The sequence below is a fragment of the Paenibacillus sp. 1781tsa1 genome (assembly GCF_024159265.1).
Classification (GTDB): Bacteria; Bacillota; Bacilli; order Paenibacillales; family Paenibacillaceae; genus Paenibacillus.
Map to the genome: position 1 here is coordinate 4,361,928 of NZ_JAMYWY010000001.1, position 20,435 is coordinate 4,382,362.

Sequence of the window (20,435 nt, forward strand, 5' to 3'; positions counted from 1 at the left end):
GAAACTCCGTTCCTCAGCACAAGAATGGAAGCCAGATTGTTGAAAACGGCACTACATAAGATATACACAAGTGTGTGCCTCATCACACTCGTTCCTGCCTCTATAACGTAATCTATACCTATATAACTACTGAAATGAAAGAACAAAGTATCTCTGTTCCAGCATCTTGATCCATCCGAAGCTGCATTGCTGAGCTCCCTTCTGCATACCCGCCAGTATAACAAAGGCGAAGTTGTTGTCCAGGAAGGCGATCGCTCAGATACGCTTTACGTGGTTCATCAGGGATGTATGAAGTTATCCAAAACCAATGAAAATGGCAAGGAACATATTATCCGGTTTCTGTTTCCCGGCGATTTCTTCGGACAAGATTCCCTGTTACACCAAAAACCACATGCTGCAAACGCTGAAGTTCTGGAGCCTTCGGCCATCTGCTCCATTAACAAACATGACTTTGACCAGTTACTTGAACATGATTCGAAGCTTGCTTATCATTTCCTGCTTGCCATTTCCAATCTTCTCCGTGAAACGGATGAATGGAACAGCTCGCTTAGTGCGATGACAACGGAACAGAAGATTGCCAAGTTGCTTTTGTTCTTCCACACCCGAAATCATGCAAAGCATGAGATCCGATTGCCTGTTTACAAAAAAGATATGGCTCTATTGCTTGGTATCACACCAGAGACGCTTAGTCGTAAACTCGTCCTGATGCAAACTCAGGGATTGCTTCAGGTTACAGGGAACTGCATTCTTATTCTTCAACTGGAACAGCTCAGGAAAAGAATTGAATTGCCCGCCCACAGCCAATGAACTGGGTAAGGAAGCTTGCAGGTACGTAGGAACTTGTTTTTGGCAGAAAAAAGAGTATCCGATCAGAAGTCACTCTGTTCGGATACTCTTTCGTATGGTCAGTTCATTCAGATATCCAACAACAGCGACACAAGCAATCCCATGGATGCAATCAAACCCACTACGGGTCCGCCTTCTTCAAATGCCTCCGGCATCATCGTCGAGCAGATCATGGCAATGATGCCACCACCTGCAAATGCACCAATCGCTGCACCCATCTCCTTTGGAAGCTGTTCCAGAAACAGATATCCACCCAGTGCTGCAAGAGCCGAGATCAACAGGACACTCAGCCACATCAACATGATTTTGCCACGACTATACTTGCCCTGTAGTCCAACTGTACTGGACAGGCCTTCAGGGATGTTGCTGACAAAGATCGATACTACCAGGACCACACTGACACCGTTTCCGGCAAGCAAGCTGGCTCCAAGCATGATGGATTCCGGGATAGCGTCCATTACGGTTCCTGCAAAGATCCCAAGCCCGCTTTGATTCGAGTCTCCCGACTTTGCCGAACGTTTACGCCCTGCTCCTCCCTTTGCAGAAACGAGCAGGTCAAACAGGGTATACACGACGGCACCCGCCGTAAATCCAATGGCTGTAGGTATAATTCCTCCATCATTCAGCGCATCTCCGAGAAGTTCAAAGGTCGCTGCACCAATTAATGTTCCTGTCCCAAAAGCCATGATCCAGCCAATGACTCGTTTGGGAATCTTCAGAAACAATGCTGCGAGTGCGCCAATGACTACCGCTGAGGCAGAGATGCCGCCCCACATGAATGCAGTCCACATCCGGGCCGACCCCTCTCTTATTCAATCAGATTCTATCATTCCATTAACCCTGGTGGAGCATTCAAAAACAGTGAAGTGGCTTTACGGTGATCTATATCACCTGATGTGTTCCAAAATCACGCTATGATGAAATGATCTCGTCGTTCAGAAAAATGAACACAGAGAGGAGAGATTCTCATGAGCAGGGTAAACAAAGGTACAACAGCGGAGTTTCTACAACAGTTCCCCATCTTCCAGGACCTTAGCCCCGAGGAATTAAAGCAGGTCGAAGATATCGCCATTTCCAGAAGCATTCAGAAGAAATCGGTTATTTTCAGCGAAGGAAGCGAAAAAGAAGCTGTCTTTTTCATCCGTACCGGCATTGTAAAGGCCTATAAAACCGATGAGAACGGGCATGAACAGATCGTCTCTTTCCTCAAAACAGGAGATATGTTCCCACACACCGGCTTTTTTAACGCGCACCCTTACCCGGCGACCGCAGAAGCCATTACCCCTACCGAACTATTGGCCATACCTGTCCGACTTTTCGAACGATTAATGTTGAGTACACCATCCATTGCGATCAAAATTATGCGTGTGCTCGGTGATAAAATAAGAGAATTACAGGATAAATTGCAGGTGCTCTCTGGTCAGGATGTACGCAACCGTGTGCTTTCCTTCCTTCTTATGCTCGCAGAGCAGCACGGACAGACGCATAAAGACCAGATTATCATCAACCTGCCCATGACACATCAGGAGTTTGCCAATTCCATTGGAACCACAAGGGAAACAGCAAATCGGCTTTTAAACCAGCTTACGAAAGAGAATTTGCTCGGAGTGGATCGCAACCGGATTATCATTCATGATTTGCAAGCTTTGAAGCAACAAAGGGATGCGTAACCCCCTTCAATGTTAGATGTCCTTTGCATACGATGCTGCTGGCACTTGGTTTAACACCACGAACAAACGCACCTCCTGATCTCCTGTATTCTGGAATTCAAATTCCGTCTCTCCGCCGCAATGGATCACATCCTCTTGTTTCACCACTTGTTCTTCACCATCCAGAATAAGTGTGCCTGTGCCTTCGACTACCAGCAAAATAACGTCTGTGCCCGGATGTTTATGAACGGGAAGCTGCTGACCTGGCAGAAAATGAAGGACAAAGGTCACTCCTCCGCCCTGCTGGAATATAACCCGTTTCGTAAAACAGTCCTCGCTGAATACTTTAACTTTTTGCAGTGACGTAATACTCATTATCATCCTCCTCCTCGATAATGTAATCTGTGAATACATTCATCTTATCGCAAGAAAGCCCGCAGTTCCTTGATCTGAATCAAGAAATGCAGGCAATGAATAGACTACGAGGACATCTTATAATCATTCGTTTCCAGGAAGACTAAACCATCATTTTGCGCAGAGAAGCGATATATCTCGAACGAATAACAAAGAAATAAAACGTCTGTGCAAGTAGAAACGCACCAAATACAGTCAACACCGGCATCGTATAATTGGTAATACCGAATTCAGTAAGAAATGGCTTAACCACGACCAACGTTTCAATGATAGCTACCCCGATCGGTAAAAAGAACAGAATGGCAATCTGAACGGTGGATGATCGTTTCATCTCCTGGAAACTGAGACCCATTTTCGAAAGAGAGTGCACCATCTTTCCATCGGCTTCAAGATCGGTATGCAGTCTGAAATACAGAAAGCTTGCCGAAGAGATGGAGAAGATCAATCCGATAAATATGCCCAGAAAGGTAAAAAGTGCTGTACCCTGTCTGTATCTTTCAAAATCTCCATATCGAGTGGTCAGAAATCCGGAGTAATTCTCATCCGAAGCATTATCGCTTCGAATGGTATCTGCGGACGAAAGTAACTGATCGGTAACCATAGCTTCCGAGGAGTGCCGTTCAGGTACCGCATGACCCCAGGCAGGAATCTGATACAGAACTTTGCCAGATAATCTATTTTCATGGGTCTGTTGTGTGATCTCTTCAAACTTCTCATCCGGGAGGACAACTACACCTGTTGAATAGATCAAGGTTGCAAACCGTGTCTCAACATCCGTGGCTGTAACTCTTGCTTGCATCGGGCCAGCTTCCAGATTCAAGGTCAATGTGTCTCCTTCCGCATAATTGCGAAACCTGTTGCGATCGATCTGAGCCTGATCCTTCTCATTACGCGAATCTACGAATAATGCTGCACTTGAATCCAATTGGAATGTCTTTTTTCCTTGGATCGCATTGAATCGGTTGTAATGACTGAGTGGCATGACTGAGACAGCACTCTGATCTGCATCAGACCAGAAGTACTCCAGATACACTTGCTGATAATCCAAGCCTGCGGCTTCAAGTGTCGAATCAATAGCGCTCATATCCATTTGATCCGATGGTGTGTACACATTGTATATGACTGGAAAATCGTTATTGGTAAACTGCTCCCGGTTCTCTTGATCCAGTGACAAAATTACAACTGCACTCATCGAAGCAATCGCAATGACCACGGTCACCATAAACAGCATGCGAGCATTATCCTTCATTTTGTAACTCATCTCTGAGATCCATAACAGACGAGTACCATGCCATACCGTTTTACGATTACGCTTTAATACCCGTATAATGAGCACGGAAAGTTGTGAGTAGAAAAAATACGTCCCCGCGATGCCTGTTACTGCTGCGAGTAAGATCGTACCGCCGCTCAATTTACTGCGGAGTACTACAAATCCGATTGTAAGTAATGTCAGGCCCAGAAGTGAGAAGAACCAGGAAGCTTTGGGTTCTTTTTTAGGTTTGCTGGTCCCTGTCAAAAGCTCTAACGTCCGTTTGTTTCCGATAAATACCAATGTGAAGAGCGAAATGCAGAAAAATAATAACAGAAAGGCCCCGATCGTAATCAGAATTGCTTTCACCGGAAAATAAAAGGGCAGATCTTCCATCCCGATAAAACGAGTAGTTAACATCAGGAACAGCTTCGACAACAACATGCCTCCGCCGATACCGGCAATAATGGAAAGACAGCCGATCAACATATTTTCCAATATGACCAATTTCCGAATCTGTCCAGGCTCCGCACCAAGTATGGTTAGAATGCCAAACTCCTTGCTCCGTGACTTGAGAAAAGCACTGATCGAATACATGACAAAGAAAAATGCAAACACATAAACAATGATCGAAGCCACCTGCATCCCCGTTGCGGTTGTGGCACCCATCGGCAACTCGGTCACATATGGATGATAGATGAACACTGCATAAGCGAAGAAAATCATGACCATAAACACACTGCTTAGAAAAAAAGCAATATACGCTCGCCCATTGCGGCGAATGTTATTAAACGCGAACTGAGGAAAGCTCATGTGAATTCCCTCCCCAGAAGGATAAGGTATCAATGATCCGCTGGAAAAACGTCTGTCGATTATCTCCGCGGTGTACCTCCGCTGCCAGTTTCCCGTCCTTGATGAACACAATTCGGTTGCAATAACTTGCAGCAAGGGGATCATGTGTAACCAGCATAATGGTCGTTTTCTCCTGCTGATTAATCTGTTCAAGCGACTCCATGACGGCCTGAGATGAAGTGGAATCCAATGCGCCAGTAGGTTCATCCGCCAATACAATCGAAGGCATATTGATCATGGATCTGGCAATGGCTGTGCGCTGTCGCTGTCCGCCCGAGATTTCGTACACTCGTTTATCCAGAATATGATCAATCCCAAGCTTGGCTGTAATGCGTTGTAGTCTGCTCTCCATCTCCTTCAGTTTGATCTTGTCCAGTGTCAATGGAAGTACAATATTCTCGGCAACTGTCAGTGTGTCCAACAGATTGAAATCCTGAAAGACAAATCCGAGTTCCCGACGGCGGAACATGGCAAGTTCTTTCTTTTTCATATCAAACGGGTTCATGCCATTAATTAGCACCTTGCCTGAGCTGGGTTCATCAATGGTAGAGACCATGTTCAACAATGTAGTTTTGCCACTGCCGGACGGGCCCATAATGCCCACAAACTCACCTTGTTTGATTGTCAGATGAATATCGCTAAGGGCTTGAGTCTGCACTTTGCCCTGATATACTTTGCTCAGTCCCGATACTTGTAACATTTCCATGCGTAATTCCCTCCTGATCCATCATTCTTTATATGTTAATCCTATACTTATCCTACCTGAGCTTCCGTAACGGTGCTATCGAATTACCTTAAACTTGCCTTACATCCCGTTTAAGGTTCTGTTCCCCTGCCTCCATGACTTTTGGTATCTATAAAAAAAACACTTCACCCACGGCTGTGGGCAAAGCGCTCTTTACTGCGGAACTTTCGTATGAACCCAGCTGAATCTAACCAATGTTCCCTTATTCAGCTCCGAAAACAACTCTACCCGGTTATCCAGGCGTGCACTAATCTCACGAACCAGATATAATCCCATTCCCGTAGATTCATGGTATTGCCTGCCACGTTCACCTGTAAAATAGGGATTGAACACACGATAAATATCCTCGGACGAGATGCCGATTCCCTCATCCTGAATATCCAGGATTGTACGCTCTCCCTGATTATAACCGGTAATAAAGACTTTTTTGCCTGATTTGCTATCGGAATAGTTCACGGCATTGGTCAGGATCTGGGTAAACATGAACCGCAGCCACTTGGAATCACTGTAGATCTTAAGACCTTCCTCCATACGGATATCCGGGGTAATGCCTTTGCGTATAAACAAACGTCGGTTCTCTGCAATGCTGCTCCGAAGCACCTCTTGCAGAGATAGCAGCTCCACACGAAAATCTCCTTCGAACTGTTCAAGCCGGGATGAATGCAAGACCATTTCAAGTCCTTTGCGCATTTTATCCAGCTCATCCTGAATACTGCCAGCCGTCTCATCTTCCACGTCTTCCAAGGTCAGTTGGATAATGGACAACGGTGTCTTCATCTGATGGACCCAGCGATTCATGAATACCACCTGCTGTTCTTTGCTGGAACGTAACTGACCAATCTCGTTCTGCCGATTACGCTCCAGTTCGTGTAACAATTCCTGGATAGCCTCAGCTACAACCGAATTTCCAAGCGTCTGAAAAGGCTCTTTTACCCATTTGCGTGGTTGTTGAAGTAGATGATAATACGCTCTTAGCTGGAAGTAACGTACGACCAGATAGACCAGTAGCACAACGGTACTAATCAGCATGCCATAGAGGATAATTTTCATCGGGCGATCTTCACCAGAGAGCCAATACACACACGGAACAAGCAGCATCTGCAGCACATAAAATCCAACTAACATCTGGTGGTCTTTCAGGAAAAGTTTCATTTCCCTTGTCCTTGTGCAGAGGGACCCAGATCCAACACGCGATAACCCGCTCCGCGAACCGTCTCCAAAATCTCTTCTGCACCCAGTTCCTTCAACTTCCGGCGTACCCGTGTAATATATACATTCAACGTATTATCATCAATAAAATGCTGATCTTCCCACATCTGTTCAAGTAATTTTTCCCGGCTGACCACTCGACCTGCCTTCACCATCAGTGCTTCCACCAGTATAGCTTCCTTCTGAGTCAGCTCTGTTGAGCGTTCATCATATTCCAATATGAATCTCTCAGGATAAAGAATCATGGGACCGTTATTCACTTTCAATTCCTGCTGCACAGCAGCGTAAGAACCATAGGCTCTTCTCAGCTGACTGCGGACTTTGGCAAGAACGACTTCATATTGAAAAGGTTTTGTAATATAATCATCCGCTCCATGCTCCAATGCCATAATCTGATCCATGCCGCTATCCCGAGCGGATATGAATAGAATGGGACATATGGAATGTGTGCGTATCTGTCTGCACCAGTAGTATCCATCATATTGAGGCAAATTCACATCCATCAGCACAAGATCCGGTTCCATCTTCACGAATTCATCCAATACATGACGAAAATCACCGGTGACCTGTACCTGGAATCCATTTCGGTTCAGATAAGCCGCCAGCAATCCTGCAAGCTTGGCATCATCTTCAACCAACAATATCGACTGCATCGTTAACCCTCTTTCCGTTTCCTGACGTTAATGTATCACATCTAGTTACCCATTTTAGTTGGAAACGGCTTGGAAATAAAGGGTCAGACTACGAGACGCCCCCTTCTCTCTGCCAAACCAATGATAGCTTCCACTCCTGAATTAAACTCAAGAAAGTCCTGCTCAACCCCATCGCTGAAAATAACACCATCCTCTGGCATCTGGGATACAATGTGCAGTGGTTGCTTCGAATGAATCTGTCCAAACACCAGGTTGGCCGCTGTCGTTCGGCTTGGAAAGGGTTCTCTTACTGAGAAATACAAGTACGGCGCATCCCAGTTAAACTGATTCAGCTCCTGCCTGCTTTTATGAATGGATGAGGATGCAACAGCAACCTCAGCTTCCGAATTCATGTCCTGCCATGCTGACGATGCTACAATTCCGGTGGCCCCGGCCAGCACACTTTTGAACCAGCCTGTCGATCCCATGCCTGTCGATACAATGATACCGCTCGAGGATTGTTGTTCTGCGGATGTACCCAAACGCACTTCATAACGTGCCGATACATGTGTCTTTCGACCAATGAACAGATCGTTGACGCCATATAGATACTGTCCATCATTGAGTTCCACTTTAGCGAGAGTGACTTCTTTCAAAGTCCGTTGCTTTCGAATGACATCAGGAACAATGAAGCTCAGATCCTCCACGGTAAAAGGTAATAACACCCCGTCCCACCGCATCGGGTCCGGGTTCACACCAATGAGCGGCTGCTCGGTTACGTATTTGAGGGTATTGGCTACAAGGCCATCCTGTCCAACCACCACTACGATATCCTGCTCTCCAAAAATAAAGTTCGGCACATGTTCCCGATCAATGGTCTGTACACGGCCCAATTGCCCCAGTTGCTGCTGCGCCTGCTGCACAGATAACCGATAACGATGGTCTTCCTCCATATAATCACTGAAGTCGGCGCCCAGACGTTCAATATAAAACTGAGCTTGCTGCACCGTGTTATATCGAACCACCAACTCTTCCAGTCGGGTCCGACGCTTAACGAGAATGAGCTTGTGTTCACTCATTCGATCGTCCGGCGCAGCCTGATGACGTACTGATTTCCCTGCTTGCTCTGTCTGCTCTCTTCTTCCTAATCTCATCGCCCTCTACCTCCCTGATCTCTGCCCGGCGCGGGAGCCATCAACCCCTGCAACAGATCCGGCGAGATATTAAGCTGTCCGATCTTGCCTGCATTTTCAGCCAGCTCCTGGAATGCAAGTGCAATCAGCTTATCGGAATTCATGCCCATGTTTGCCATCGCTTGCAGTACATTGGGCTGTACATGTTGCAACGAATTCATCACGGCAGCGATCTCATACGCTTTTGCATCGGCTTCGGCATTGTGATTGGCAATGGTTAATTCAATCAGTTGCTGCTTGCGTTCCTCCATCGCTGTATTGAACTGAAGCTGCTCCTGCTCCATCTCGTTTTGTTTCTGTTTCACCGAGCGCTCTGCCTGCAATTGGGTCTCACGAATTTGCTGTTTCTTCGTCTCCACGGCAATTTCCGTGTTCAGTTCGTTCTCCTTCACTCGTCTCTCCTGTTCAATCGATGCATTGCGACGCACATACAGCGCTTCATCTGCTTGACGTAAGATCTCTTCCCGCGCTTGTGCTTCCAATGCGCGCATCGTCTCTTTATTGGGCAGAATGGCCAGAATGGATAGACTCATCAGCTCAACGCCCAGTTTCTCCAACTCTTCACTTTGCACAACTTCGCGTTTCATGCTGCTTGCCAGCCGTTCACTGGATTGAATGGCCTCCTTCAACGGCATTTTCTCCAGATATTTCTTGGTTAGTACTTTCGCTGTGGTGATTACCCGTTGGTCCAGTTTGCCGGGGTCGTCGGAAATATACCGATTCTTGCGCAAATTGTATGTGTAATTCAGGCTCTGTGTTATTTTCAAATAATCTACAATGCGATAGCTTAGTTGTCCCTGCACTGTAACGGTTTGATAGTCCGCCGTAATCTCTTCGAACATGAATGGTACATCCACCGAGGACACGGGTAGGACCACTACCGATGTGGTCGGCTCATAGTAATAAAAGGACAATCCAACACCCTGACGTTTTACCTCACCATTTTTCACTTTCATTACATATTCACTGGGTTGAAACTTCGCAAATCGGAATCCAAACATGGCTCATTCCCCATTTCTTAATATTGTCGTTTTGATATTATCGAAATGATATCAAACGAAAATGATATTGTCAATACGACATTAACAAAATGTTTATATGCCTATGTAAAGAAAGCGGGTCCGTTCTATATAAGTTGAACTAAAGATTATTTACACTGACACTCCGATGACAGAATAACCTTCTAATCGCTGTTATCCCCAGATTTTTTCGATCCCCTTTTCTAAAGGGAAAATCCGGTGATAGCATATGCTTCCGATGTAGCTTTCTTTCAGAAAGCTTTTAGGCGAACGCTTCGCTTTTTCAGTTTTTTCTGTCCTCTCCGTTATCATGTAAATCAATAGTTAAACTTATATAATCTCTTTTCACAAAAAATAAAGAGACCGAATCATATGATCCGATCTCTTTAGCTACTTCGTTATTTTCTATTCATGAGTGTTGATAATGCCATCAAGCATCATCCTTCATAATCAAAAGTGGGCTTTTTGAACTACCTCTAATACAGTTGTTCCATCAATCTGGCTACCGCAACAGCCCCTTGTGCACGGTTCGCCGTTTCTTTCGGAGCAAACGTGCCATCAGGCATGCCATTCAGCAGTCCAAGTTGTTGCATCGAGGCTACAGCCTCTTTGGCGTATGGCGCGATCTCATCGTTGTCTACAAACACCATATTTCCTGGTACAGAATGGGTTGCATCCTCACGCTGAACAACCTTCAGTGCTCTGTTCAGCATAACGGCCATATCTTCTCGCGAAATACGTTCATTGGCTCCAAAGCTTCCATCTGCTCGGCCTTGAATAATGTTCATTTCAATGCCAAGTCTTACTGAATCGGCATACCACTGCCCTTCCTTCACATCCGTTGGGGTTGAAATAGATGGATCCGGCTGGCGTGTATCACCAATACCTTTAATTATCATTTGCAAAAATTGTGCTCTGGTCAGTTCACCTTGCGGGGCGAAACGAGTTGCGCTCATCCCCGCAATAATTCCCTTACCGTAAAGGTTCTGCACTTCTTGGAGAGCCCAGTTGTAATTTTGCAGATCATGTAATGGTACTTCAACTTCTGTAATGACATAACTGCCGGATTCCAGCGGTTTGAACGCCATCGTCTTTGTTTTGTCATCGTACTTGGAGTACGTAACAGGTTTCATTTCCCCACTTGAAGATATGGAATGTACGATCATAACCACATCATTCAGCTTAGGCTGCTCTACACTGGATAGAGCAATTTCAATCGCTCTGTTTGTCCATGATATTGGCTTATTGTTCATTAATAAATTCACATCAACAATCGTATGATGACCGATTGCTTTTTTTTGAGATGTGGATAGTGCATCTGTTGATCCTTTTGCCACTACAATGTCGAACGTTCCCGCAGTCTCTGCAATGTTTAGCGGCAGTGATTTTAGAGGAACACGAACGGTAGTCTGTCCTACGACTACATCCAGGGATTTCACTTCCTCGGAACGAATCCATGCCGCCAGTTGACTTGCAGCCAATTGGAATGTGACTGTGTTGGCTGTGTCAGGCACATCTGCAATCAGCTTCAACGTACGATTTCCTGCATCCATGGATTGCAGTGCCTGAGTTAATAGAGATACATCTGGACGAATTGAATACTTGTCATCCCCGGTTGCTGTTCCTTTTACCGTTATTAGACCCTTCGCTGGCGGATTACCAGGTTCAGCCGGTGTTGTTACAGCCGGATTCCCCGTCGAAGGAGCTGTTCCAGGGTTGGAAGGTTGTGAAGGTACACTTGGTTGTGATGGCTGACCAGAGCCAGGTGTACTATCTTGACGCACAAGCTTACTCACAGCATCTTGTAACGCACGATCCGCATTGCTTACATCTTGCGTTGAAGATTCAACATCCTGAATGAACGCCTTCGCTTCAGAAAGCGCCTTACTGAATACATTCCAGCTTGATGTCGTGTATTCGGCTTGTTTTAATTTCTCAGCCGTATCCACAGTAGCTTGCAGTGCCGATTTGTCCGCCGGGAACGTACCGTATGCTTCAAATTCCATGAATCCTACCCATGTGGGACCTGTTTTAATCGTTACCCGAATATAACGTCCCTCCGTGCCTTCTGGAAGTACATGGCTAGGTGCGGTCGATACAACAACATCACTTGTGGTGTCCACTACTTTCACAAAATTTTTGTTATCATTGGACACTTCTATCGTATATTTGATACCGCCACTCCACATCGACATCTCAATCTTGCGGAGGTTAGCAACCTGACCCAAATCCACTTGCCACCAGCTATCTTTACTCTGGTCTGTTCCCCATGAAGTGTTCGGATTGTTGTCAATTGCACCTTCAGGAGAGTTGGCTTGATTGCCTCCTGTCCCTGCACTGCTTGAAGCCGTTGCCGTTTTGCCTGTTGTTAAAGCCTCCAGAGAGACCAGATCAGCAAAGGCTTGTTTCAACGTACTCAGTGCTGAATTCACCTCAGACTGGACAACAGCATTGTTATCTCGGACCTGAATCGCTGCCTGCAAAGATTGTTGCAATACAGACCAACTCCGGCGTGTATAGGAAGATTCATTCTGCTGCTGCATTTGTTGAATGTACTGGTGCAGTTGTGTTTTGTCCACATTGGATAGACCTTGAATGGCATCATGCAAACGTTTAACTGCTGTATTCGCATCCGTCTGTGTTGCTCTTGGATCATTCAAGACCTGATCAGCGCCTTCCAGCGCTTTGGTCAATACCGCCCAAGTGGCCGCAGACCAGTCAGCCTGCTGATACGTACGCGCTTCCGATATTTTGGCTCTGAGCTCGTCAAGCTGCGGAGGGATAACCTGCATTTGCTGCATCACATGTTCTAGCGCTGCTGTCGCTGCATCTGTATCTGCTTGAGTCACCCCACCCGGCGTGTATGCCTGTTGGTATATTGCATTCGCTGAGGAGATTGCCGGAGCCAGAGTACCCCAGCTTTCCGGAGTAAAATCAGTCTGTACCAATGATTTGGCTCGTGTAAGTGCCGCATCCAGTTGCTGGCGGTCTGCCGGCAGAAGGTTTAATCCGCGTTTGTACACATCAAGGGACCATAACGCTCTGCCTTCATACGAATGGCCGCCATTAGCCGGAAATTCATCGTAGTCAAACATCGCTTGGTTCTCCCATGCATTCCCTTCAGATGCAATCCAGCCTACACCGGCCGGAATCCATGCTGGCTCCCAGTAGAAGAAACCTGCACCATGATTATTCGGCACATTTGCAATCATGTCCATAATGCCGGCGATGGCATCATATTGACCTTGAACGGTTGCGGGGAAGTCTGCTCCCCCAACATGAAGCGCTTCGTCCGATCCAATGATGTTCCCATGAGCGTCCCCGTTTTTGTAGGAAAACGGATAGGATGTTTCAGCGATAATGACATCTTTGCCAAACTCAGCTGACACTTCATTCATCGTTTTCTGTACATCCGCAAATGTCCCATGCCAGAACGGGTAATATGACAGTCCGATAATGTCATAGTCCAGATCGCGTGCACTTAACTCTCTGAAATACCATTTGAACGTATCCGCCTTGCCGCCTTCTGCGAGATGAATCATGATCTTCACCTTATCCGCGTTATCGGTGATCTCTCCTTCTACTGCACGTACAGCATCAATTCCGCTTTTCAGCAATGCAACATTTTGCTCGAAATCCACGTCGCTGCTCAAGCCGTTCAGAAGACCACTGTTGATCTCATTACCGATCTGCACCATATCTGGCATGGCGCCCTTTGCTTTCATCTCTCCCACAACTTCAACCGTATAATCGTATACGGCTTGCTTCAACTCTTCGTGGGAAAGACCTTCCCAAGCTTTGGGTCGAAGCTGCTGACCCGGGTGAGCCCACTCATCCGAATAGTGGAAGTCCAACAGGATTTTCATGCCTTTTTCCTTCACCCGCGTAGCCAAACGAATGACATCTTCCTTATCGTTGTAGCCCCCTGATTTCTGTGGATCATTCCACAGACGAAGACGTACATAATTGACACCGCGATCCTTGAGAATATCGAGCAAATCACGCTCCGTACCGTTGCTGTCCACGTATTTGCCGCCTTTGTCCTCAATGGCAGTCAACGTGGAAATATCGACACCTCTAACATAGTCTGCACGGTATCCCTCAACGATCACCTTAGCTTTAAGCTGAGGCTCTGGAGGCGCACCATATACAGTCCCTGTTACCGTAAAATCGCCTTCAGAAGCGTATTCCAGAGGGTCGATATGATCCCATGTCACAGGTACCATCCCCGATTTTCCGTTCTGGAACTGTGCTTTTACCTCGTTGGGCAGAATTGGCGCACTTCTGGTCACCGTTCTCACTTCGATCGGATCATATCCGATAATATTGGCCGGTTCAGTGCCATCTGCTTCTCCCCACACTTTGAACTCCAATATTTCCGGCCAAACTCCCTCACCCTTGTAATAAGATATATTCAGTCTGATGTATCGTACATCATTCTGCTGAAAGGTCAGATCGGCGATCTGTTTGGGATCGGCATTTTCACTTTGATCAACAACTTCCGTCCATGTCTCCTGGTCAGCAGATGTTTCTATCATATATTTTACAACCGTGTCTTCTCTCCACGTGATTTCCGCTCCAGACAGATTGTAGTCTTGACCCAGATCAATCATGACCCACTGTGGTTGTTCCGTTGTCACTCCAGCCGTAGCTGCCCAATGCGTGTCACTTTTACCATCAACCAAGTGCTCCTTTTTACTCTTCCACTCCAAATATTCTGTGCTTACCGTAACTGCCTTGTTAAGTGCCACGTTCACTTTCGCATCTTCTGCAGCCGCTGGACGAACCATCAGTCCCAGATCACAGAACAGCATCAGTAAGACCAGACAACCACTTATGTACCTTTTGTTCACTCTTGATCTCCCCCTTTTTGTGTTTGATTGTGCATGGATCAATGAATGTGATGAATCCTCCTCATTGTAAGCGCTTAATAGCGATGGGTAACACGGCATTATCCAAAGGAAACAGCAGTTATTTTAACAATATGATCCTGTATAAGTGTCATTTGAGCGATAAGAATCACACAATTTGTAAGAAACAAAAAAATCTGTCCGTCCACCAGAAGGCGAAAGCAGAACAGATTTTTAGGTATATGATCGTTGCTACACTTACTTGGAGAGTTTTAATTCAAGCTGTACCTGAATATCATTTTCTGTCGAAAGTACAACCGAATGCGGATTTTCCATTCCGAAATCTTCGAATGTTACCATCGATGTCGCCGACAACAATACTTCGTTATTCTCATAAGCCGCTTTTGCATCAAAAGTTACTTCTTTTTCAATACCTCTAACGGTTAAAGTACCCTTCATCTTGATATCAACCGTTTGACCAACAGGCCATTCCGCAGGTACCCCTTCAAATGACGTCGCTGTAAATGTTGCTTGTGGATATGTCGCAATGTCGAAGAAATCGGCTTGCTTCACGTGTCCATCACGCTGTCCATTCCCGGAATCGATCCCGTCCATCTCGATCTGCCCTTCAGCTTTCATCTGAGCAGCATCGTCTACATTAATAGTCCAATTGCCTGTTACTTGCTCGTCCACAAAATTAACGGTCTCCTGCGAAGTGGTTACGGAGAAGTATACTTTGGAACCTTCGCTAATGCTCCAGTCTCCGTTCAGTTGCTCTGCTCCCGCAGTTTCATTGGCTACAGCCGTTCCTGTGCTATCTACCGTAGTTGTGGAAGTCGCTGTGCTCGCAGGAAGCACCTGCTCAATCTCCACGTTGTTCCCCAAGTAGCTATTGCTAAGATAGTATCCGCCGCCACCGATTACGACAACCGCCGCTACACCTGTAATAAGCCATGCTTTCGCTTTCTTGTTCATCTGTATGTTTCCTCCAGTTATATGATTGTTTAGATTGCTTGTTGATATGGATCATATCAACCGAATGTGTCAGGAAGAAGTCAAGATACGACAAGTGCGATATTTTTTTCAAATCTGTAATACAGGATTGGCTTTACGCTCTTGCTCATGTAAAATCAGTACAAGTTTATGAAATGAAGGGAGAACGCTTTTCTTGAAATCCATACTTATCGTCGAGGATGAGCAAGCTATTGCACGAGTACTGGCTGCTTATCTGAGAAAAGCAGAATTTGAAGTTCATCATGCAGCAGATGGACCGACTGCACTTACCCTTTTTGATACCGTCACGCCTTCCCTCGTATTACTTGATGTGATGCTGCCAGGAATGGACGGATGGGATCTGCTGCGGATTATTCGTGAAAAAAGTGCTTGTCCCGTGATCATGCTAACCGCACTGGATGACATTTCAGACCGTCTCAACGGATTGAATGCCGGTGCGGACGATTATATGAGCAAACCTTTTGTACCAGAAGAAGTGGTCGCCAGAGTTAATGCGGTGTTGCGGCGTAATCCACATTGGACCTCAGGTGGCGAAGAGAAACGTTCCTTTGGAAATCTCGTCATTGATCTTGCTGCCAAGCAGGTGCTGCTGAATGGTGCAGAGGTTGCACTCACACCTCGTGACCTGTCATTACTGTTTTTCCTGTCCGATTATCCGAATCGTACGTTTACCAGGGATCACCTCATTGAACAGGTATGGGGGATGGACTATGATGGCAGTGACCGTGCTGTGGATCTATCGATTAAACGACTACGCCAAGCCCTCTCCCACTGGTCGCCAGAGACGGGAGAAATTCGGACGTTGCGAGGAATGGGGTATCAATTTTGGATCGCCAACTGAAACAGAAGAAACCGAAACGAACGATATCCATTCTGTCACACTGGACACTGCGATATTTTCTGATTCTATGCATTGGTTTCACGATTATTGCGGCAGGGGCACTCTACTGGATTCGAACAACTTCCATTGAGAAAAGCCTCAAAACCGCAGAACTTCTTGGTCTGGAGATTGCCGATCATGTGACCAGTGAAAATAATATGCTTCGGGTTCCACCCGATCTGGACAGATTGGTAACCAAGCGAGAGAAACTATTTAATACAGATCATTATTTTTGTGTGATGATCTTGGACAATAACAATCAATTGATCTTTTCCCAGCCTAAAATGGAACAAAAAGATGTGCAGTATCGACTGTCAGACGACTATCTTGAACCGCGAAACAACAAATATGCAGGTGTAACGGTCAACATATCCGAGGGCGATCAAACCTTGGGTAAAGTGTGGGTTATGCAGTCCAAACAATCCATTACATTTGGTCCAGAGACCATATGGCTCGTGGCTCTAATCCTCGGAGGACTAATCCTCTGTGGATGGTTCACAATCTATCTCCTGTCCAATAAGTTATCCAGACCTATTCGTCAGGTAGCCTATGCAGCTGAACAGATTCGAGGTGGCAATTATAATGTGAGTCTTGACTTGAATACACGAGAGCGTGAGATCAATGAACTTGTTAATTCATTCCGCGATATGGCCTCTCGTCTCCAACAACTCGAAGAATGGCGCACACTTTCGCTGGCAGGGGTAAGTCATGAACTCAAGACACCGGTAACTTCCATCAAGGGGCTCGTTATGGCAGTACGTGACGATGTCGTGAGTCCACAGGAAGGGAAAGAATTTTTGGATATCGCTTTGAAGGAATCTGAACGCATGGAGCGTATGGTCGCAGATTTGCTTGACTATAACGCCATGGCTGCAGGAAGTGTTACCGTTCGCAAGGAACGGACGGATCTGAAGCTTTTGGTCGGTGAGATCATCTATCAGTGGAAGATTGCGTATGAGGACAAACTGCCAGAGGTTCAGCTGCACACCCCACCAGTCAACTTCTTTACCCTGGGGGATGCTCTCCGCATTCAGCAGATCATTGTTAATTTGCTCAATAACGCACTTCATGCCACAGCTCCTGAACAAAAGGCTGTCTTCGATATTTATCTACGCGCAGAAGGACAGATGCTGTATGTTGATGTCAAGGACAACGGCACAGGCATCGCGGCCGAAGACCAACCCAAGATCTTCGAACGCTTCTATCGTGGAGAGCTCAAGAAACGTCGTAACCGTGGCCTGGGTCTAGGCTTAACATATAGCCGGTTACTCGCTCAGGAACAAGGCGGTGAACTGACACTTGTCTCCAGTAGTCCGGAAGGGAGCACGTTCAGATTGAGCCTTCCACGCTGGACTGCAACTCAAGAAGCCATGAATACAGAAAAAGCATACGGAGCAGCCGTTAAAGTGTAACGCAGCATGCTAACATGACAAATAGCCCAGAATTCCATTCAGGAGACTGGGCTATTTCAGCGTTTTTTCAGTCAACACTCTAAGACACGTGGCCTGTATTCATCGTACGCATCCGAGATCAGTTACTTATGAAGTGTACTGCACCCTGCTAGGCGTTCACATATGTAATCTTCCAGCCGGCTCTCCTGTTCAAATGCCCCCACCAACTTGCTGATATACAATCTGCGACTTGAATCATCAGGCATTCCATAGGTCATCTTTGTATCAAAACGCCGCCATATGGCATGATCCAGTTGGGTTTCCAGATTCGTTGCAGCCACCAAAATACTGTCCCCATCGAATCTCACGAGAACCAATGGCAGATCAAGGCGCTCCGCCAGATGTGATGCCGTTAATGTTTTGCTGCCTTTTTTGCAAATATAACCACAGCACGTCCACTATTCTGCCACAGGAGGAAGTCATTGGTTGCAAGCTTCAATAAAATTTGCTATTCTAAATATGCATCGTTGTGTATAACGCAAAAAAGCCCTCTAAATTTCGTGAGAGCAACAAATTTCCAGATTTGCAAGCGGCAACTTGCTATCTCTGGATTCTTTATACCAACGAATGTAATCCAATTAAAGTGAGGTTAACAATCATGGCAAAAGACGTATTGTGTGAAGTTAATTCCTGTCGTCACTGGGCTCAAGAGAACAAATGTAACGCTTCTTCGATCTACATCGTGAGCCACAGTTCCAAAGAAGCAAGTCAGTCTGCTGAAACAGACTGTAAGACTTTTGAAGTAAAATAAGTAATTTCATGTGATCCACTTGAAGGAACCCTTACCGGTTCCTTTTTTCTTTGTCTATTGTAACAAGAATGATAATTATTATCAAGCCCTAATCTACATAAAAATCCTTCTCGCCTCTTAAATGCACATTGGACAGATCACCTACGTACACTACGTAAGAAATGAGTCTGCCCATGAACGATTAGAACCAAGAGGTGAATAACAATGCCTGTTAAAAGTGGCACACAGTATCGCGAACGAATTGATGCACAGTCCGTCCCTTGCTGGTACAAAGGTAACCTTATTACTGGAAAACGCTCTGAACATGTAGCATTTGCTGGTTTAATGGAGACCCAGATGTACATGTATGATCTGCAATCTGATCCTAAATTTGCAGAAACGATGACGTATGCCTCCCCGGCAGACGGCAAACCTGTGGGCATATCCTTCCTGCCTCCAACCAGTGCCGACGACCTCCGTAAACGACGGGAAGGGATGAATATCTGGGCAAATGTGCATCATGGCTTTCTTGGTCGCTCACCCGATTACATGAATACAGCCATAATGTCCTTTTACACAGGTGCCGATCTCCTGAACGAACTGTCTCCGCAATATGCGGAAAATCTCAAAAATTATTATGCGTACTGCCGTGATCATGATATCACGCTATCCCATGCCTTCATTCAGCCATATGCCAGCAAAATGTCAGGGCAATTGGATGCTACTGAGGATGCTATTGCCGCAAAGGTCGTGGATCGCACCGAGGAAGGTCTCATTATTAGCGGTGCATTCATGATGGCTACACAAGCTGCCACTTCGGATGAGATTTTTGTCTATCCGTCACCTTCTCCCGCCCCATTTGATGACGAAAATCCATTTGCATTCTCTTTTGCTGTCCCCAATGATCTCCCAGGAATCAGTCTGGTATGCAGGGATACGTACGCTGCCGAATCTCACACCAACTATCCTCTGAGTTCCAGATATGAAGAAATGGACAATATCGTCATCTTTGACCGGGTGCTTGTTCCGCATGAACGAATATTTTTTGCAGGAAGTGAGGAAATGTCCTCGCGTCTCTTCAGTGGCAGCAACTTTCATATTCACGCAGGTCATCAGGTATTGTGTCGTTATATTGCCAAGACGGAATTTGTTCTCGGTACAATCCAGCTTCTCACGGATACGCTGGATCTGAATACGGAAGCACATGTTATAGAAAAATCTGCACGTGTGTTCGCAGGTCTTGAATCGTTAAAAGCATTGGCCTTGGCCGCGGAGGCAGGTGCAATACCAGACGGAAGAGGATTTGTAATACCTGCACCCAAACCATTGATGGCAGCCAATCTCCTTTTTCCGAAACTTTATCCTGAGATGATTGAAATTCTGCAGCTCTTGGGTTCGAGCGGGGTGATTATGATCCCTCAGGAAGAAGAGTTTCAATCCGATATCGCTCCTTCACTGAATATATATCTGAAAGGGAATGATATGGCTTCTCACGAACGCAACGCTCTCTTCCGCCTGATCTGGGAGCTTGGAGCTGGATCATTCGGGGGCAGACAGACCCAATTCGAACGATTCTTTTTTGGCAATGTCCTTACGGTATCCAATCGGTTGTACTCTGTCTACAACAAAGATCAGACGAATCGTCAGCTCGTTCGTGATTTTCTATCCAACAACAGCCAATAAGAGAACTAATGAATTATTT

17 protein-coding genes are annotated in these 20,435 nt (G+C 46.0%); 6 read left to right on the forward strand and 11 right to left on the reverse strand.

What is annotated here, in order from left to right:
* Positions 1 to 186 precede the first annotated feature (186 nt).
* A complete protein-coding gene (locus NKT06_RS19630) occupies positions 187 to 807 on the forward strand; it encodes a Crp/Fnr family transcriptional regulator (RefSeq protein ID WP_301290020.1) in 621 nt (206 codons plus the stop codon).
* A gap of 107 nt (positions 808 to 914) precedes the next feature.
* Here the strand turns inward: NKT06_RS19630 and NKT06_RS19635 are convergent, their stop codons facing one another.
* The gene (locus tag NKT06_RS19635; RefSeq protein ID WP_253438303.1) at positions 915 to 1,637 is read right to left on the reverse strand and encodes a ZIP family metal transporter; all 723 of its coding nucleotides are present in this window, start codon (positions 1,635 to 1,637) and stop codon (positions 915 to 917) included.
* Between the two features lie 177 nt (positions 1,638 to 1,814).
* On the opposite strand from NKT06_RS19635, the gene NKT06_RS19640 reads away from it, so the two are divergent.
* Positions 1,815 to 2,516, forward strand: a complete 702-nt coding sequence (locus NKT06_RS19640; protein ID WP_253438305.1) for a Crp/Fnr family transcriptional regulator — start codon at positions 1,815 to 1,817, stop codon at positions 2,514 to 2,516.
* A 12-nt stretch (positions 2,517 to 2,528) separates the two neighbouring features.
* Here the strand turns inward: NKT06_RS19640 and NKT06_RS19645 are convergent, their stop codons facing one another.
* The 9 genes from NKT06_RS19645 to NKT06_RS19685 form a co-directional block, all read right to left on the reverse strand.
* Positions 2,529 to 2,870 (reverse strand): cupin domain-containing protein, encoded by a 342-nt coding sequence (locus NKT06_RS19645; RefSeq protein WP_253438306.1) that lies wholly within the window; start codon positions 2,868 to 2,870, stop codon positions 2,529 to 2,531.
* A gap of 142 nt (positions 2,871 to 3,012) precedes the next feature.
* Positions 3,013 to 4,971: an ABC transporter permease gene (locus NKT06_RS19650; protein ID WP_253438308.1), complete on the reverse strand. Its 1,959-nt coding sequence runs from the start codon at positions 4,969 to 4,971 to the stop codon at positions 3,013 to 3,015.
* On the reverse strand, positions 4,946 to 5,716 hold the full coding sequence (locus NKT06_RS19655; protein WP_253438311.1) for an ABC transporter ATP-binding protein: 771 nt from the start codon (positions 5,714 to 5,716) through the stop codon (positions 4,946 to 4,948). The genes NKT06_RS19650 and NKT06_RS19655 overlap by 26 nt, the downstream gene beginning before the upstream one ends.
* A gap of 192 nt (positions 5,717 to 5,908) precedes the next feature.
* Entirely contained in the window at positions 5,909 to 6,907 is a 999-nt protein-coding gene (locus NKT06_RS19660) for a sensor histidine kinase (RefSeq protein ID WP_253438313.1), read from the reverse strand.
* A complete protein-coding gene (locus NKT06_RS19665) occupies positions 6,904 to 7,617 on the reverse strand; it encodes a response regulator transcription factor (protein ID WP_253438315.1) in 714 nt (237 codons plus the stop codon). Before NKT06_RS19665 ends, NKT06_RS19660 begins: the two co-directional genes overlap by 4 nt.
* 83 nt (positions 7,618 to 7,700) lie before the next feature.
* Positions 7,701 to 8,675: a diacylglycerol kinase catalytic domain-containing protein gene (locus NKT06_RS19670; RefSeq protein WP_253442658.1), complete on the reverse strand. Its 975-nt coding sequence runs from the start codon at positions 8,673 to 8,675 to the stop codon at positions 7,701 to 7,703.
* 71 nt (positions 8,676 to 8,746) lie between these two features.
* Complete coding sequence (locus tag NKT06_RS19675; protein WP_253438317.1) at positions 8,747 to 9,790, reverse strand: SPFH domain-containing protein; 1,044 nt, start codon at positions 9,788 to 9,790, stop codon at positions 8,747 to 8,749.
* A 494-nt stretch (positions 9,791 to 10,284) separates the two neighbouring features.
* Complete coding sequence (locus NKT06_RS19680) at positions 10,285 to 14,661, reverse strand: glycosyl hydrolase 53 family protein (protein ID WP_253438319.1); 4,377 nt, start codon at positions 14,659 to 14,661, stop codon at positions 10,285 to 10,287.
* A gap of 255 nt (positions 14,662 to 14,916) precedes the next feature.
* Complete coding sequence (locus tag NKT06_RS19685) at positions 14,917 to 15,633, reverse strand: YceI family protein (protein ID WP_253438321.1); 717 nt, start codon at positions 15,631 to 15,633, stop codon at positions 14,917 to 14,919.
* Between the two features lie 193 nt (positions 15,634 to 15,826).
* On the opposite strand from NKT06_RS19685, the gene NKT06_RS19690 reads away from it, so the two are divergent.
* Positions 15,827 to 16,513: a response regulator transcription factor gene (locus tag NKT06_RS19690; RefSeq protein WP_036613325.1), complete on the forward strand. Its 687-nt coding sequence runs from the start codon at positions 15,827 to 15,829 to the stop codon at positions 16,511 to 16,513.
* Positions 16,498 to 17,964 (forward strand): HAMP domain-containing sensor histidine kinase, encoded by a 1,467-nt coding sequence (locus tag NKT06_RS19695; protein WP_253438323.1) that lies wholly within the window; start codon positions 16,498 to 16,500, stop codon positions 17,962 to 17,964. Before NKT06_RS19690 ends, NKT06_RS19695 begins: the two co-directional genes overlap by 16 nt.
* 122 nt (positions 17,965 to 18,086) lie before the next feature.
* Here NKT06_RS19695 and NKT06_RS19700 read toward each other — a convergent pair whose 3' ends face one another.
* A complete protein-coding gene (locus tag NKT06_RS19700) occupies positions 18,087 to 18,284 on the reverse strand; it encodes an ATP-binding protein (RefSeq protein WP_253438325.1) in 198 nt (65 codons plus the stop codon).
* A 317-nt stretch (positions 18,285 to 18,601) separates the two neighbouring features.
* Here NKT06_RS19700 and NKT06_RS19705 point away from each other — a divergent pair, with 317 nt between their 5' ends.
* Together NKT06_RS19705 and NKT06_RS19710 are read left to right on the forward strand one after the other, a co-directional pair.
* Positions 18,602 to 18,754: a DUF1540 domain-containing protein gene (locus NKT06_RS19705; RefSeq protein WP_074095586.1), complete on the forward strand. Its 153-nt coding sequence runs from the start codon at positions 18,602 to 18,604 to the stop codon at positions 18,752 to 18,754.
* 204 nt (positions 18,755 to 18,958) lie between these two features.
* Positions 18,959 to 20,416, forward strand: coding sequence for a 4-hydroxyphenylacetate 3-hydroxylase family protein (locus NKT06_RS19710; protein WP_253438327.1), 1,458 nt, complete (start codon positions 18,959 to 18,961; stop codon positions 20,414 to 20,416).
* Positions 20,417 to 20,435 lie beyond the last annotated feature (19 nt).

Coding starts and splice junctions, on each gene's coding strand:
- NKT06_RS19635 (WP_253438303.1), bottom strand. CDS start 1,637: ATGTGGACTGCATTCATGTGGGGCGGCATCTCTGCCTCAGCGGTAGTC.
- NKT06_RS19640 (WP_253438305.1), top strand. CDS start 1,815: ATGAGCAGGGTAAACAAAGGTACAACAGCGGAGTTTCTACAACAGTTC.
- NKT06_RS19645 (WP_253438306.1), bottom strand. CDS start 2,870: ATGAGTATTACGTCACTGCAAAAAGTTAAAGTATTCAGCGAGGACTGT.
- NKT06_RS19650 (WP_253438308.1), bottom strand. CDS start 4,971: ATGAGCTTTCCTCAGTTCGCGTTTAATAACATTCGCCGCAATGGGCGA.
- NKT06_RS19655 (WP_253438311.1), bottom strand. CDS start 5,716: ATGGAAATGTTACAAGTATCGGGACTGAGCAAAGTATATCAGGGCAAA.
- NKT06_RS19660 (WP_253438313.1), bottom strand. CDS start 6,907: ATGAAACTTTTCCTGAAAGACCACCAGATGTTAGTTGGATTTTATGTG.
- NKT06_RS19665 (WP_253438315.1), bottom strand. CDS start 7,617: ATGCAGTCGATATTGTTGGTTGAAGATGATGCCAAGCTTGCAGGATTG.
- NKT06_RS19670 (WP_253442658.1), bottom strand. CDS start 8,675: ATGAGTGAACACAAGCTCATTCTCGTTAAGCGTCGGACCCGACTGGAA.
- NKT06_RS19675 (WP_253438317.1), bottom strand. CDS start 9,790: ATGTTTGGATTCCGATTTGCGAAGTTTCAACCCAGTGAATATGTAATG.
- NKT06_RS19685 (WP_253438321.1), bottom strand. CDS start 15,633: ATGAACAAGAAAGCGAAAGCATGGCTTATTACAGGTGTAGCGGCGGTT.
- NKT06_RS19705 (WP_074095586.1), top strand. CDS start 18,602: ATGGCAAAAGACGTATTGTGTGAAGTTAATTCCTGTCGTCACTGGGCT.
- NKT06_RS19710 (WP_253438327.1), top strand. CDS start 18,959: ATGCCTGTTAAAAGTGGCACACAGTATCGCGAACGAATTGATGCACAG.